This window comes from Pseudoalteromonas byunsanensis (genome assembly GCF_001854475.1).
Lineage (GTDB): Bacteria > Pseudomonadota > Gammaproteobacteria > Enterobacterales > Alteromonadaceae > Pseudoalteromonas > Pseudoalteromonas byunsanensis.
The window spans coordinates 1-16,120 of sequence record NZ_MNAN01000006.1; the positions used below are offsets into that span (position 1 = coordinate 1).

11 protein-coding genes are annotated in these 16,120 nt (G+C 43.0%); 6 read left to right on the forward strand and 5 right to left on the reverse strand.

Annotation, left to right across the window (positions count from 1 at the left end; all coding sequences use genetic code 11):
- Positions 1–126: 126 nt before the first annotated feature.
- Entirely contained in the window at positions 127–1,629 is a 1,503-nt protein-coding gene (gene gppA / locus BIW53_RS00045) for a guanosine-5'-triphosphate,3'-diphosphate diphosphatase (RefSeq protein ID WP_070989419.1), read from the reverse strand.
- A 44-nt stretch (positions 1,630–1,673) separates the two neighbouring features.
- Positions 1,674–2,948 (reverse strand): ATP-dependent RNA helicase RhlB, encoded by a 1,275-nt coding sequence (gene rhlB / locus BIW53_RS00050; RefSeq protein ID WP_070989421.1) that lies wholly within the window; start codon positions 2,946–2,948, stop codon positions 1,674–1,676.
- Positions 2,949–3,039: 91 nt separating this feature from the next.
- On the opposite strand from rhlB, the gene trxA reads away from it, so the two are divergent.
- From trxA to BIW53_RS00065, 3 genes are all read left to right on the forward strand, one after another.
- Positions 3,040–3,366, forward strand: a complete 327-nt coding sequence (gene trxA, locus BIW53_RS00055) for a thioredoxin TrxA (protein WP_070989423.1) — start codon at positions 3,040–3,042, stop codon at positions 3,364–3,366.
- A 209-nt stretch (positions 3,367–3,575) separates the two neighbouring features.
- Positions 3,576–4,835: a transcription termination factor Rho gene (gene rho / locus BIW53_RS00060; protein ID WP_070989425.1), complete on the forward strand. Its 1,260-nt coding sequence runs from the start codon at positions 3,576–3,578 to the stop codon at positions 4,833–4,835.
- Between the two features lie 120 nt (positions 4,836–4,955).
- Complete coding sequence (locus BIW53_RS00065; RefSeq protein ID WP_070989427.1) at positions 4,956–6,212, forward strand: methyl-accepting chemotaxis protein; 1,257 nt, start codon at positions 4,956–4,958, stop codon at positions 6,210–6,212.
- On the opposite strand, the gene BIW53_RS00070 is transcribed toward BIW53_RS00065, so the two are convergent.
- The gene (locus tag BIW53_RS00070) at positions 6,189–9,020 is read right to left on the reverse strand and encodes an ATP-binding protein (protein ID WP_070989542.1); all 2,832 of its coding nucleotides are present in this window, start codon (positions 9,018–9,020) and stop codon (positions 6,189–6,191) included. The two genes, BIW53_RS00065 and BIW53_RS00070, sit on opposite strands and share 24 nt — an antisense overlap.
- 67 nt (positions 9,021–9,087) lie before the next feature.
- Here BIW53_RS00070 and BIW53_RS00075 point away from each other — a divergent pair, with 67 nt between their 5' ends.
- Entirely contained in the window at positions 9,088–9,672 is a 585-nt protein-coding gene (locus tag BIW53_RS00075; protein ID WP_070989429.1) for a DNA-J related domain-containing protein, read from the forward strand.
- Here the strand turns inward: BIW53_RS00075 and dbpA are convergent.
- On the reverse strand, positions 9,669–11,051 hold the full coding sequence (gene dbpA, locus BIW53_RS00080; protein WP_070989431.1) for an ATP-dependent RNA helicase DbpA: 1,383 nt from the start codon (positions 11,049–11,051) through the stop codon (positions 9,669–9,671). The genes BIW53_RS00075 and dbpA overlap by 4 nt on opposite strands.
- 154 nt (positions 11,052–11,205) lie before the next feature.
- Here dbpA and BIW53_RS00085 point away from each other — a divergent pair, with 154 nt between their 5' ends.
- Both BIW53_RS00085 and BIW53_RS00090 read left to right on the forward strand, forming a co-directional pair.
- Positions 11,206–12,594 carry a M20/M25/M40 family metallo-hydrolase gene (locus BIW53_RS00085; RefSeq protein ID WP_070989433.1) on the forward strand — a complete coding sequence of 463 codons (1,389 nt, stop codon included), beginning with the start codon at positions 11,206–11,208 and terminating at the stop codon, positions 12,592–12,594.
- Between the two features lie 117 nt (positions 12,595–12,711).
- On the forward strand, positions 12,712–13,500 hold the full coding sequence (locus BIW53_RS00090) for a tetratricopeptide repeat protein (protein ID WP_070989435.1): 789 nt from the start codon (positions 12,712–12,714) through the stop codon (positions 13,498–13,500).
- On the opposite strand, the gene BIW53_RS00095 is transcribed toward BIW53_RS00090, so the two are convergent.
- Positions 13,497–16,097 carry a sensor domain-containing protein gene (locus tag BIW53_RS00095; RefSeq protein ID WP_070989437.1) on the reverse strand — a complete coding sequence of 867 codons (2,601 nt, stop codon included), beginning with the start codon at positions 16,095–16,097 and terminating at the stop codon, positions 13,497–13,499. The genes BIW53_RS00090 and BIW53_RS00095 overlap by 4 nt on opposite strands.
- Between the last annotated feature and the right edge of the window lie 23 nt (positions 16,098–16,120).

Genomic DNA, 16,120 nt, shown 5'->3' on the forward strand with positions numbered 1-16,120 from the left:
GGGCGGCGAATAAAAAGCGCAAGCCCTTTTTAAAGGATTTTTGAAGAAAAGTGATAAAAACAGGCTGTTCGCACTATTTTTGAGCGAAAGTTGTGTTTTTGAGGGTTTTATATACAAATAAAGCGCTCAACCGCGCTCTATTTGTATATTCCAATCAACTTTGTGCTGATATTGTGCCTCTTGTTCCAGTTCACTTTCCATAAGAGGATGATTCGCCAACCAATCAGCTTCAAAACCTAGAGTCAGTTGTTCCTTATCATCCGCCGTAATTGTAACAGGTGGCACCATATCGTCTTGCCTACGCATAGACAGAATAACCGCCAACCGAACAATACGACTCAATCGCTCAGTGGTTTTAGCGTGAGTTCCTAGGTTTTCAAAAGTCTTTAAATTAAGATCAGCCCTGTGTGATGCAGTCAATGCAACTATCATCTGCTTTTCTATTTTTGAATATCCAGGCATACCTGTATGATTTAAGATATAAGCACTATGTTTGTGATACTGTTTATAATCGACAATTAATCCTATCTCATGCACACACGCAACTGCACAAAGTATTTTCTTCGTTACTTCAAGGTCAAGCTGCCACTTGTCTGCGAGCTGCTTAGCTAAAGACAAAGCAAGTTCGGCAACATAGCTGGCTTGTCGTTTATCAACATGGTAACGATCCATAAAGCTGTCTAACGTTCGTTTGCAAATATCCGAGTTATGGAGCTGTGGAATCATGCTGTACAAGACACCTTCACGCAAAGCTCCGCCTGCAAGTCCCATCTGCTCTATGTGAAGAGATTCAAAAAGTGCAATAAGAATAGCCAAACCAGATACGAACACCAATCGGCGCTCTTCACTTAAACCCGCTAAATCTAACTCTGTAATAGTCTGACAAGCAATCGCTTGAATCTGGATGTCCTGAAGTTTTTCAAGGGTAAGTAAATCTGTTTGACCATCTGCAGCGAGTATTTCTTGAATAGCCTGTACCGTCCCAGAAGCACCTATGGCTAGTTCCCATCCTAACGCCACAAAGTCTTTCTGAATTGGTAAGATTACCTTCTTCGCTGAAGTGATAGCACGATTAAAGTTTTCAGAACTCAGTAAACCATCCGAAAAATATTGCTCAAGAAAGGTGACACAGCCCATATTCAAGCTTTTATAAAGCAGAGCATCAAATCCTTTCCCAATCACAACCTCGGTACTAGCTCCACCGATATCGATCACCAATTGACGACCCTGACAAGCAGATGTGTGTGCAACTCCCTTATAAATGGTCTTTGCCTCTAACTCACCGCTAATCACATTAATCTTATGATTGAGGATTTGTTCTGCACGAACTCTGAACTGGTCCGCATTTTTGGCAAGTCTGAGTGTTGCTGTCGCTACTATACTGATATTTTCCTTCGGTATATCTTGCAATCGCTCTGCAAACAGGGCCAAGCACTCCCACCCTCTTTGCATCGCGTCTTCTGACAACACATTGTTTTTGTCTAAACCTGCTGCTAAACGCACTTTGCGTTTAACACGCCCAATGGTATGTACGCCACACGCAACATGCCGTGCAATAAGCATGTGAAAGCTGTTAGAGCCCAGATCTATAACCGCAAACACGTTACTTTGAGGAATTTTCTGCCTCACTAATGTAAACCTCTAGAAACAAGTACCAATGTGATCGCTCAAATTTAATTATTAGAGCGCTGCTTTTGGTAACTACCTTGGCGACGTCCGTTGTTACGGTTGCGTGGTCCAGATGAGTAGTTCCTTTTTCTTTGCATATTAGGCTTAGTTAAGTCATCTAGCAAAGCTGTTTTATCATAATGCGACAAAGGGATTGCATGTTCGATATAAGACTCGATCTCATGCAAATTGTACGCATATTGCTCACAGGCAAAGCTAATTGCGTGTCCCGAAGCACCGGCTCTCGCTGTACGTCCGATTCGATGAACGTAGTCTTCGCAGTCATCCGGCAAGTCAAAGTTGAATACATGACTTACTTCTGGAATATGTAAACCGCGCGCGGCAACATCAGTAGCTACCAGAAAATCAACATCCCCTTTGGAAAATTGCGCCAAAATACTCTGACGTTTTTTCTGATTAACATCACCTGTAAGTAGTCCCACGCGGTGTCCATCTGCTTTAAGCCATGCATACACGTTTTCACAACTTTGCTTTGTGTTAGCAAAAATAATCGCTTTTTCCGGCCACTCTTCTTCAATTAATGTAAGCAACAATGGGATCTTATCATCGTGTGAAGGGTGGAATAGCTCTTCTTGAATACGTTTCCCAGTTTTTACTCCCGGCTCAATTTGCACATGTTCTGGATTAGTCATATGCTCAAAAGCCAACTCTTGAACCCGATACGATAGGGTTGCCGAGAATAATAAGTTTAGTCGCTCAGATGTCTCCGGCATCCGATTGAACAAATAACGAATATCTTTGATAAAGCCTAAATCGAACATTCGATCAGCTTCATCTAACACCACAACCTCGATCTCGTTAAGGCTATATGCACCTTGTTTGTAGAAATCTATCAGGCGTCCTGTGGTGCCAATTAAAATATCTACACCATTTTCTAGTTGTGCACGTTGTTTTTCGTAATCTTCGCCACCATATATCAAACCTAGTTTGAGATCACAGTGTGGCGCAATAATTTTTGCATCTTTATGTATCTGAATCGCCAGCTCCCTAGTGGGAGCCATGATCAGTGCCCTTGGTTGCTTTCTGGAAATACCTTCTGATTGCATCAAACGATGACAAGTGGCTGTTAAAAAAGCCAAAGTTTTACCTGTCCCCGTTTGAGCTTGGCCTGCAATATCACGGCCATCAACAACAAAAGGCAAACACTTTGCTTGGATTGGCGTACAATATTCGAAGCCATTCGCGGTTAAGCCGGCGACCACTTCCGGCGCTAAAGCAAAGTCAGAAAATTTTTTATTGGTCAAATGTGTCTTAGTCATAGCGATAAAGCATAACGTTTAAACTTGCAATAAGAAACAAGAGTGTTTAAATACGCATTAAATAATTCGCCAAATTCTAACGGAGAGCGCAATGAGCGACAAAATTATTCAACTTACCGATGACAGCTTTGAAGCAGACGTACTTAAATCAGACAAGCCAGTACTTGTTGATTTTTGGGCTGAATGGTGTGGTCCTTGTAAAATGATCGCCCCAATTTTAAACGAAGTTGCTGAAGAGTTTGCAGGTAAAGTAGTCATAGGAAAACTTAACATTGACCAAAATGCAGGTACACCACCTAAATTTGGTATTCGTGGTATTCCTACTCTACTGCTATTTAAAGATGGTGCAGTTGTGGCAACTAAAGTAGGCGCACTATCTAAAACTCAACTTGTTGAGTTCTTAGAGAGCAACGCTTAACAAAGCTTGAAATATGCACCCGTGGATTAAAAAAACGGGTGCATATTGCCTTATTTTCCAGTTTATTTTAGATTTTTCACACAAAATTTGTATAAAGACTGGACGCCCAGCGACCTAGCTGCTAATTTATATCACCACTAACCTTTAGATTTATCAAATCAACCTCTCTCGTTTACGAGAATGACAATTGTAATAAAGAACCCACCAATATGCATTTACGCGAACTTAAAGACAAGTCAATCAACGAACTTGTAAAACTAGCCGAGTCTATGGGACTCGAAAACGTAGCCCGTCTTAGAAAACAAGACATTATTTTTGCCATTTTAAAAGCCCACGCCAAAAGCGGCGAAAACATTTACGGCGGCGGTGTTTTAGAAATTCTACAAGATGGCTTCGGCTTTTTACGCTCATCAGAAGCTTCTTATTTAGCTGGTCCAGATGACATTTATGTCTCTCCAAGCCAAATTAGACGCTTTAGTATGCGCACAGGTGACACCATCAGCGGTTTAATCCGCCCACCTAAAGATGGTGAACGTTATTTTGCGTTACTGAAAGTCAATGAGGTTAATTTCGATAAGCCTGAAAACTCTCGTACCAAAATACTATTTGAAAACCTTACACCAATCCATGCGAACGAACGCTTTGTTATGGAACGTGGTAATGGTAGTACGGAAGATATAACGGCTCGAGTATTGGACCTTGCTTCACCAATCGGTAGAGGACAACGTGCCCTTATCGTGGCTCCACCGAAAGCTGGTAAAACCATGCTTCTTCAAAACATCGCACAATCCATCACTTATAACAATCCTGATGCAACACTGATGGTATTGCTGATTGACGAGCGCCCAGAAGAAGTGACCGAGATGCAACGCCTAGTAAAGGGTGAAGTAATCGCGTCAACATTTGATGAGCCAGCAAACCGTCACGTGCAAGTTGCAGAGATGGTTATAGAAAAAGCCAAACGTTTGGTCGAGCACAAAAAAGATGTTGTTATCTTGCTAGATTCAATAACGCGTTTAGCCCGTGCTTACAATACCGTGATCCCATCATCAGGTAAGGTGCTAACAGGTGGTGTAGATGCAAACGCTCTACATAAACCAAAGCGCTTCTTTGGTGCAGCTCGTAATGTTGAAGAAGGTGGTAGTTTGACCATCATCGCAACGGCCCTTATCGATACAGGCTCTAAAATGGATGAAGTTATCTACGAAGAGTTTAAAGGAACCGGTAACATGGAATTACACCTTAATCGTAAGATTGCTGAAAAGCGTGTTTTCCCTGCTATTGATTTTAACCGTTCAGGTACGCGTCGTGAAGAATTACTGACGAAAACCGACGAGCTTCAGAAAATGTGGATTTTACGTAAAATCGTTCATGAAATGTCAGAGATTGACGCCATGGAGTTCCTCATAGATAAGCTATCAATGAGCAAAACAAACGATGAATTCTTTGAGCTAATGCGAAGAAAGTAGTTCACTGGATTTATAAGAAGCCTGTTTTTACAGGCTTTTTTATTGCCTATCGCTTGGCTATGAGGGCTTTTTCAACTATATATTATGAGTCTTTTAAAATTTAAATGGACTCGTTAAGCAATGAAAATGCAGCACCTAGCGATGCTTTACTTAGCCTTAAATGCCTTGTCATTGATAAGTATAGGTGTGCTTTTTTCATTATCCGCGACCTCTATTTCCGTGCTCGTAGCGGCCTCATCTATCACCGCTGTTTGCTGTATCCTCTACTACCAACGAAGACTCAAAAACAGCTCTCACTTAGACAACTTAGTACAAGCACTCGTTAAAGAAGGTTGTATTGATCTTACCTTTCGGTTCGACGAAAACGACAAAAGCCTACCCACTGCTTGTTTCGCGCTTAATGCTAGCCTGATTGCCATTGAGCATATCATTGGTGAAGTATATGCGTCATCAGCAAGACTATCTCCAATGGCAGATAACTTGCGTGATACATACGCTTCAATGACGCAAAAAGCGTCAATTCAACATGCCCATGGCCAAGACTTGGCCTCATCTATAAACCGTATGTTAGAAGTATCTAGAGAACTTGATGAAAATTTAGAAAAAATCTATCACTCGGTTGAAGCTGCGACGTACGCAGTTAAACAAACCCGCCAAGATACCAATAAAAGCCAAAACAGTTTACTCGGGCTTGTCGATAATATTGAGCAAACCAGTAAGCAGATAGCAACGTTGAAAACAGATAGTGACTCAATCAGCTCTGTCATTGATGTCATTAATTCTATCGCTGAACAAACAAACTTACTCGCGCTCAATGCAGCTATTGAGGCCGCCAGAGCGGGTGAGCAAGGTCGTGGCTTTGCGGTCGTGGCAGATGAAGTACGAAGTCTTGCAGCGAGGACCAGTCAATCTACACAGCAAGTTCGAGATATGGTCGCAAAAATTCAGGCCGGTACTGATAGTGCTCATAGCCTAATGCAAGAAGCATTGGCACAAACAGAGCAAACAGTGTCTCTTTCCGAAGCCTCTACGAAGGAAATGGATCAAATCGAGCAAGCAATGGTGAATGTTAACGACATGTCTCAAAATATTCACGCACAAGTGGCACAGCAAAAAGCAGTCTATGACGAAGCGCAAAACAGTATTGAGTCGATGGTTGAGCTAAATTCAGATGCGTTATCCAGCTCCAAAATTCAAGCCGTATCGAGCAGTGACTTGCTCAATTTAGCCGTCACCATACATGACAAGTTATCACTTTTTAAAGCTGACTATGATCCACCCGACATATCTAAAAGAGACCAAAAAACACATAGCAACAGTCAGGACAAACCCGACACGTCCGAAAGTGGGCCATCATCCGACGTCGAGTTGTTCTGACAAGCCAAGATACTGCAGCTCATCACATAAGATTAAATACAAGTGTTCAGCTTGTTTGTACTGCTCTTTTGATAGCGCACTCTCTAGTTGTCGCGAGGTATTTGCTAGTGAGCCAAAATTAAATGTACTCGCAGCACCCGATAAGCGATGACATGCTCTTTGTAAGCTTTGCCATTGTTGCGCTTGCCAAAGCTCAATGACTACAGAGCGCTCATTGGGCAATGTTTCTACAAAACTTGAAGCCAAGTCGCTAATATCCACCTGACTAGATACGAACTCAGGGACTGTTGATAGGTGCCTCTGTAGCGCTTTAATCAGTAGCTTTCTATCGAGAGGTTTGCCCAAATGGCCAGTAAACCCAGCTTTTAAATATGACTGGATCTCATGCTCCATCACATTAGCCGTCAATGCATATACAGGCTGATCAAAACCTGATTGATGTAGTAAATTGAGCGCTTCGACACCGTCCATTCTTGGCATTTGTATGTCCATCAATACCACATCAGGATACTCTCTTAGACATAGCTCTACAGCTTCTTCACCATTTTTGGCAACAATCACTTCGAGGCCAAGTTGCTCGATCAACCGCTTAAAGAGTGCGCGATTATCATCATGATCTTCGGCAACTAGAATTTTTCCATAGTCCCAGCTGACTTCTTGTTGTTGCTCTATACTTTCAGGTAATTCACAATGTTGTGGCGCACATGGGATATAAACAATAAACTCACTTCCCTTATTGATCTCACTGTTGACGCTGATACTCCCACCCATCATGTCTGTTAGCTGCTGTGACAAACATAAACCTAAGCCCGACCCTCCAAAACGACGAGTAATACTGTTGTCACCTTGCTGGAAGCTTTCAAATACTCGACTCAGTTGCTCTTGACTCATACCTATACCGGTATCCAAGACTTTAAAAACCAGTCCAGAGGGCTGACAGCTAACTTGCAGTTCAACAACACCATGTTCGGTAAACTTAACCGCATTGCCCAGCAAGTTAATCAAGATCTGCTTAAGGCGCACATAGTCTAGCTTGACCATGACAAAATCATCACTGTCATTTTTGATGCTAAACTGGAGCGCTTTCACATTACAAGCGTTATAAAACATATCACTGATATCATCGAGTAGGCTTTGTAAGTAGAACTCTGTGTACTCTAACTCTAAACGCTGTGCTTCTATGCGGCTCAGGTCTAATACATCACTCACCAGATCTTTTAAGTGCTCTCCCTGGCGTTGAATAACCCCAAGAGATGCCTTGAGTTCAATGTTTTGACCATGTTCATTTAGCATAGCTTCGGCCTGACCAATAATCGACGTTAGGGGTGTTCTGATCTCATGACTTATATTGGCAAGAAACTGATTCTTAACTTGGTTGGCCTCTCTAAGTTCGTCCGCAACCCGCTGCAATTCGGCCGTTCTTTCTGCGACTTTTTCACGTAATTCGACTTTCGCGTTTTTCTCGGCTTGCTTAAAATACAAACTAACTACAGCGATAAACAGCGATAACACAACCATCGAACTTAACCAGATCACTTGCTCACGCTTCTCTATTTGTAATGTTTGAAACGCTTGCTTTTGCTTCAGCTCAGTAATTTCCCGATTTAACTCTGCGGCTTCTATCCGATTCTGGTACTCCATCATTTTTGCAAGAACGTTTTTATTCAAAAACTCATACTGATTCGTTTGATATTGAGTAAAGTTTAACAATGCTTGCTCATGCTTTCCCACACCAGCTTGAATAAGAGACAACGTAGCGAGTTCTTCTTTCTCTAGGTAGCGCGCTCCGGTATCAGTTGCCAAAAACATTGCTTCGTTGATCATCTGTTCCGCTTTATCCAACTCACCTTTAACGAACATCGCTTTCGCGAGAGGAAATAAAGCCGACATACGCCCCGTATTGCTATTTATCTTTTCCGCATAGTACAAAGCAAAGTTGGCCTCCTTTTCTGCCTTGTCAAACTCTCCTTGTACTAGGCTCACACCAGCAAGGTTGGCGTACTGAACCATCAAATGGTCCATATTGTTTTGAGGCTCATAGTAATCTATTGCTGACTGGTAGTGATATCGTGCAGAGTGTGTCATTCCTTTTTTGCTGAATAACTCGCCCAAATAAGTGTGAGCTAATGCAACCCCGTAGCTATCACCTAGCTCTGAAAACATCTTCATACCGGTATTGATCATTTCTTGTGCGACATCAAACTGATATTGACGAATATATACGGATGACATATTAAGCATAATGTCAGCTTCGTGCTGCATTTCACCCAAGCCTTGGTAAAATTTCTGTGCTTCACCAAAGTGAGAAATAGCTAAGCCTAGTTCATTGGTTTTGACATACGCCAGCCCGAGGTTGTTATGCATGTTAGCTTGTTCTAATGGGTTGTTGCGTTTGCTCGCTATGCTTAGCGCTTTTAGATACTGAGGGATGGCTGTGGTATACAGCCCTTGATGATAGGCGTTAATCGCCAACAGTTTGGTCGCAAAATAATATGCGTCGCTAAGTGGTTGCTGCACATATTCTGTTTCGATTTCTTTTAGATAGTATTCTGTTGTCGCAAAGTCGTCACGCTCAAACGCCTCGCGGGCGAGTGACTTTAATAGTTCAAAGCGCTGCTTCGACGTTAAATCTGGATGAGAAAGTAACTGATGCCCTTTGATGGAAATATCTTGCCAACTTTCTAAATCACCCAGTCCTTCTATCTGTGTCGTAAGCGATGGCGTAGCCTTTTGTGCAGATACAGCAAAGGTTATGTTAAAAATCAACATTGTATATATGAGTGCTCTGCTTATAAGCCCTTTAGCCATCCTTGTTCCCACCACTTCAACCAAAATAATGCTATGCTGAAGATACACTAACTCAATTGGTGGAACAATGCTCAACCCTTTAGTCGATACGATTTTCCTCATCATAAGTGACCAGCAAATACATAAAGTGCATACATTAGCGGGCATGTTAAGCCACCAGCAAGTCTTTCCTAAACTAGACGAAGAGCCTAATAAAGAACTGTTTAAAAAAAACTTTTTGATCATGAACGCTTTGTATCAATTGCAAAATGAGCTGCTTCAAGAAGGTCTGTACCTCAGTGTCAGCGGTATGCATATTCAGCTAAGCAATATTTCAAAAAAAACACCGCAAACCTCAGATCCGCTGCGCGACTATTATTTAGATTGGCAAAATTATGAAACCACTAAGGATGAAGTGATTGAGTTGCTTGACGCCTTCTGGCAAAATTTTGACTCGCCCAGCTCGCTAACAAGCGTGCCAGCAGCTGTAATTCAAGATATTTGCAAACACTGGCAGCTCCCCTACCCATACCAAAGGCAACAACTCAAAAAAGTCTGGCGACAGCAGGCTGTGATACAACATCCTGATAAAGATGAAGGGTGTGCAAAGCGCTTTAAGCAACTCAAAGAAGAATATGACTTACTTAAAGCACATTTAGTTGTTATTGACTAAATACGGCGAACTCGAAATTTTCGACCTTTTAGCTTGCCTTCGCTTAGCTTACGAAATGCAGGCTTTGCCGCATCTCTGGCCACCGCAACATATGCGCTGTTATCAAGCACATTAATTTTGCCAATTTGTGCAAAAGCAATTCCCTGCTCGCCAGTTAAACTCCCCACGATATCACCAGGGCGAATCTTTTGTTTTTTACCACCATCAATTTGTAGTGTAACCATATCAGGTTTGTACGGCGGTTTATCAAGCAAACTTAATGACGGCATTGGTGATGGTTCAAAGTCACGATCATAGACATCACCAATCTGTGCGACTTTGAAGGCTTCGCTCTCTCCATAAATTGAACACGCTAGCCCTTTTTTCCCACCGCGACCAGTGCGCCCAATTCGATGCACATGCGTTTGTGAGTCATGTGCTAGATGATAATTGATCACCATATCCATATCATCTATGTCCAATCCCCTAGCAGCTACATCTGTAGCAACCAAAATAGATGCACTTTTATTGGCAAAGCGGATCAAGGTTTGTTCACGCTCTCTTTGTTCCAAATCACCGTGTAATGCCACCGCATTGAAGCCAGCAGCTCGCAGTTCATCACAGGCTCTTTGTGTTTCTACCTTTGTATTACAAAACACCACACAGCTTTGTGGCTTATGCTGTAATAACAACAGCCTCAACGTATTGAATCGAAGCTTATTGTTATCTAGCTTAAAAAACAATTGCTTGATGCTGGTGTTGACCATCTGTTCTTCAACTTTGACCATTTCAGGGTCATGCATCACGCGCTCTGCAATCGCTTCTATGCGCTTTTGGTAGGTGGCACTAAATAACAACGTTTGTCTTTGCTGTGGTAAATAAGAAACAATGTTATCCAACGCATCTGCAAAACCCATATCAAGCATTTGATCCGCTTCATCCAGTACTAAGCTTGATACTTCTGATAAATTTAGTGTGCCCTTATACAAATGGTCTTCTATTCTGCCTGGTGTGCCCACTATGATATGCGCTCCATGCTCCAAAGAGCCTATCTGTGGTCCGATAGGCACGCCACCACACAAAGTTAAAATCTTGATATTGTGAATACCTCGTGCGAGTTTGCGCAGCTCTGAAGCCACTTGCTCAGCTAACTCTCTGGTCGGGCATAACACCAAACCTTGGATTCGATAACGGGCTACATTTAAACGCGATAACACACCTAAACCAAACGCGACTGTCTTACCTGAACCTGTTTTAGCCTGTGCTATGACATCTTTGCCAGATAAAACCACAGGTAAACTTTGCGCTTGTATGGGCGTCATATTTTTAAAGCCCAAATCAATCAAGGTATCCAATAGCTCTTGGGCCAAAGGTAAGGTGTTAAATGCAGCTGAACTCATGTGCCGTTCTCAAAGGATTAAATGATTCGAGATTCTAGCAGAAATCTAAGTGTGCGAATATCGCATCTACATAAGTATTTAGTCCCGTTTATTTGGTCTATCTGATATTCGATGTAACACTACGCATAACTCTAGCAGCTCAATCAGGAATATAATGAAAAAACGATTAATCACACTGTGTAGCACATTTATCTTTTGTGTCGGTGTGCAGGCGCAAGAATTCACCCCAAAACAACTAGAACAAGTTAAACAGGTTAGAGAAAACGCCCTAAATAGTGACCTAAGTTGGCAACTGCTGGAGTCGATTACTACCGAAGTTGGTCCTCGTTTACCAGGTACTGAAAACGATAAGAAAGCTGTAGCTTGGGCTGTAGAGCAATTCGAAGCGCTAGGATTTGATAAAGTCTGGACAGAACCTGCAACGTTTCCACACTGGCGCAGATATCATGAATCAGCTCGTATTATCACACCCAGTGAACAACCTATCCATCTAACCGCATTAGGCAATAGTGTTAGCACTCCTGAACAGGGCATAACGGGTGAAGTGGTGCTATTTGAGACATTGGACGAACTGATCGCAGCCCCACAAGATAGCCTAAAAAACAAAATAGCTTTTATTAACTACCGCATGAATAGGCATGTTGATGGTAATGGCTATGGTCCAGCGGTTCGCGCACGTAACAATGGTGCCGTTGAGGCTGCTAAAAAGGGTGCCATTGCTTATATGATGCGCTCAGTTAGCACCACAGAGCACCGCTTTGCGCATACTGGAGGTAGCCACTATCAGCCAGGAGTGAATAAAGTGCCAGCTACCGCCATCTCGAATCCAGATGCTGATCAACTTGAGCGCCTTATAAGCTCAGGGCATAGCGTTTCTGTCAATATCAATGTGCAAAGTGAAGACTTAGGAGAGGGCACAAGTTACAACGTGATAGGTGAAGTAACAGGTTCTGAATTCCCCAATCAGTATGTGCTTATCGGTGGTCACTTAGATTCATGGGATTTAGGCACCGGTGCATTGGATGATGGCGCAGGAGTTGCGCTCACGATGGCCGCGGCCAAGCATATCAAAGCAGTCGCGCAGCCAAAACGCAGTATTCGTGTAGTGTTATTTGCTGCTGAAGAGCTTGGGTTATGGGGCGCTAAGGCTTACTTTGAGCGCCATGCGAAGTCGTTAGGCAATATTGTCGCTGCTGCCGAATCTGATTTTGGTGCAGGCCTCATCTATGGCTTTGAAAGCAATGTGACCGCCAATGCTTTACCCATTGTTAGAGCCATAGCCAAACAGCTTGCACCACTGAATATTGAGTATATTAGAGCCAATGCCGCACATGGGGGCCCAGATCTGATCCCTCTGCGAGAACGTCTCAATGCCCCAATTTTTGCGCTTCATCAGGATGGCACTGATTACTTTGACTACCACCATACGGCCAACGACACACTAGACAAAGTAGACCCTATCAAATTAAAACAAAATACGGCTGCCTATGCGGTTTTTGCTATGATGGCTGCAAACTCAAAAAACAAAATCACTAACAAATAATCAGTAAGTGAACATAGTGACTGTAGCTTGGACTAAGTGGTAGGGTGTACATTTGTTGCAACTTAATTATTACCTAGCGAAAACAAGGTGTTATTATCATTCAAGGAAGTGTGTCCAATGGCATTATTACGCTTAGTCTATGCTCTTCATGAGCTCGTTGAAACATGTGTTGCTCACTACAAACGCCCTATGATTGTTGCAGCCTCTTTACTTGGTATAGTCTATCTGGCTTACCAATATCAACACAATCAAACACAACAAAGTGCTCTACTCGAACAGCCCAGTAAACACGATGTCTGGATCCTCAACATGGGCTACCTTGAGGCTCAACGTAAGTACCAAGCACAATATCGTGTTGCACAGGTACTGCAGGTGTCAGATTCACACGTTGAGCTCTTACAGGGAAGCTTTACCTATCGCAAGCTACGTGGTGCAGAGCGCGCCATCACATTAGACTCCTTGATGTTAGATAGCTACTTTAGGCAAGAAACGATGACTTTTGAACGTACTAAGTTAGCTTCTTTGTTCGAACAGCAGGCCATTGATAGTGTGTACCGCCCCAACGATATTTATGTGCTGGGCGGCATAGTAAAAAGACGTAATAGGCCCACTGCTATCAATAACAAATCCACTACACTAATAGCACTGAATCAATACAACGACCAAGCAGTTGCACTGTTTCGTCAAGGAGATTTTGAGGCTGCCAGAGCGCAGTTTTTACAAGCAGCTAAGCAAGGTGATAGCTGGGGTCAATATAATTTAGCTGGTATGCTTGAACATGCTCAGGGTGGAGAACAAGATTTACTAAGGGCGGTGTACTGGTTAAAGCAATCAGCCAAACAACAAAACCCTAAAGCTCAGGCAGCCCTTAATGCATTATGCGCTGAGTATCCTTCGGTGTGTTAGCGCCCCTCGCTGAAGCGTGCTAGATAAACATCAAACTCATCCACTGCCAGTGGCTGAGCATGCAGGTACCCTTGTGTAAAATCACAGCCTAGCTGCATCAATAAGCCCAACTGCTCTGCTGTTTCAACACCTTCAGCCACCACTTGTAAATTCAAATTCGCCGCCATAGAAATAATCGCACTGACTAAAGCACGATCTTCCGCATCATTGGGTAAATCACTAATAAACTCTTTATCTATTTTTAGCTTAGAAAGTGGAAAGCGCTTCAAGTAGCTCAACGATGAGTAACCAGTGCCAAAATCATCAATCGCCAGCTCTACTCCCATGTCTCGTATCGCTCTTAACTGTGAGAGAATATGCTCAGAATTGTCGGCCAATACGTTTTCGGTGATTTCCAAAGTTAATGATTGACTTGGTAATCCCGTTTCTCGTAATACTGTTGCAACCAATACTGACACATCTTGACGTTTAAACTGCGTACTGGAAACATTTACCGTTACAAAGAACGGTTTTTCGCTTTGCTCACACCAGATTTTGGCCTGCTTGCATGCCTGGAATAACACCCACTCACCCATCGCCAAAATGAGACCCAACTCCTCACTGACCGGAATAAATTCAGCAGGAGAAATAGCTCCCAATGTTTCGCTTTGCCAGCGAAGCAGGGCTTCACATCCAATGCGCTCATTGTCTTTTGCATGAATAGGTTGATAAACAACAGATAACTCCTCATTTATCAGTGCTTTATGAAGCGCCCCTTCAAGTTGGCTGCGCGCTTTAGCGCTCTCATGCATCACAGAGGTATAAAATTGGAAGCAATTACGCCCATGCTCTTTGGCTTTGTACATTGCGCTATCAGCATTGCGCAATAACACTTTTCGGTCATCGCCATCATCAGGATAAAAAGTGATCCCTATACTACCGGACACAAATGCCTCATGACCCTCTAGTAAAAACTGACTACTTAACTGGTGCAAAATCTTATTAGCAATAGTTTCTACATCGCGAATGTGCTTAATGTCCGTTAACAATATTGCGAACTCATCACCACCTAGGCGGGCCACCACATCACTGCTGCGTGTGCAGTCTTGAATACGCTGCGCCGCTTCAATTAATAACAAATCACCAATATGATGACCGAGCGTGTCGTTGATTGCTTTGAAGCGGTCCAAATCAATAAAGCAAATAGCCAAACGAGTATGATTTTCTTTTGCCGCAACAAGTGCCAAATCAAACTTCTCATGATAATGGTGCCGATTAGCCAACCCAGTTAACGTATCAAAGTTAGCCTGTTGCCACATGAGCTGTTCATGATGCTTGCGCGATGTGATGTCGTTAAACAAGGCCACATACATTTCAATATCACCTTGCTCATCAAACACCGCTGAAACCTGTAACCAACTAGGATAAACCTCCCCCGTTTTTCGACGGTTCCAGATCTCACCTTCCCAGTGTCCTCTCTCATGTAAAGTTTGATAAAGCTTGTTAAAATAGGCGGGACTATGGTGTCCAGAATTGAACATCGCAGGTGTTTGGCCTAACACTTCGTTACTTTCAAATCCCGTGATCTGACTAAAGGCCCGGTTTACCATTTGAATGCGATTATCTTTGTCAGACACCAACACTCCTTCTGCGGTGGTATCGAATACAGTCTGAGCTAATCTCTGTTCACGCTCTCGGGCTAGACGCTCTGTGATATCCTGTAGCACATAGATATAACCCAATAGCTGTTGATTAATGTCTAGCACCTCGGTTTTAGTGATGCTAAAGGTGCTAAGTTTCTCAGCCAATTGCAATGAGTAAGATAATTGATAACATGTTGTTTTCTCCACACTGGCACTGCCATGTAGTACCTCTGCAATAGGCTGATTCAGTAGCGTATCATGCCCTGCGAAGGCATCTTCCACCCTTTTATTGACTGACAAGATCTGCCCTTGTCCATCAGTAAAAATAAGCAAATCATCAATGCCGTTGAAAATCGCTTCCAATCTTGCACCTTGTGCCTCCGAGCGACGTTTGGCGGTTCGCAAACGAAACAACAGCGTACCTAACACTAGAATAGAAACAAGTAAAAGGGCGATGATCAACGCCAACAATAGCATTTTTAAGTTGCTCATCTGTTGAATTTCTTGTGTTTGCGCAGCGACTTGTTCTTCTAGATTATTTTGGTAATACCACAGGGAGTCTTGTAGCTCTCGTTGGGCACTGATATCGTGAATGATAGATAACAACTGAGTTTGCCCAGTGCTATCAACAAATGGCGTAGAGTAAACGCTAACAGTGCGTATGGCGTCATCAGCCAGTCGGTGGCGAAAGATAAAATAGTTCCGGCCTTCACTCGCGGCCAACGCTCTTTCCTCTGCAACCTGTTCAGCATTGAGCTGATTAATATCCTGTATCTGCATCTCTTCGAGCGTCGCTCGCGAATAGCCATAGAACTTTTCAGCGGCCTTATTTGCAGCAATTATTTGCCCAGACTGCGGGTTGATCACCAACATGACCGCACTGTGCTCTACAAACAATGGGTCATCAGCAGACAATGCGCTCACCGCACCGCTGAAAAGCAACAGATACGCCAGTATTATTTTTATTATTTTCATCCAGCCACCACACTCTTAAAGGC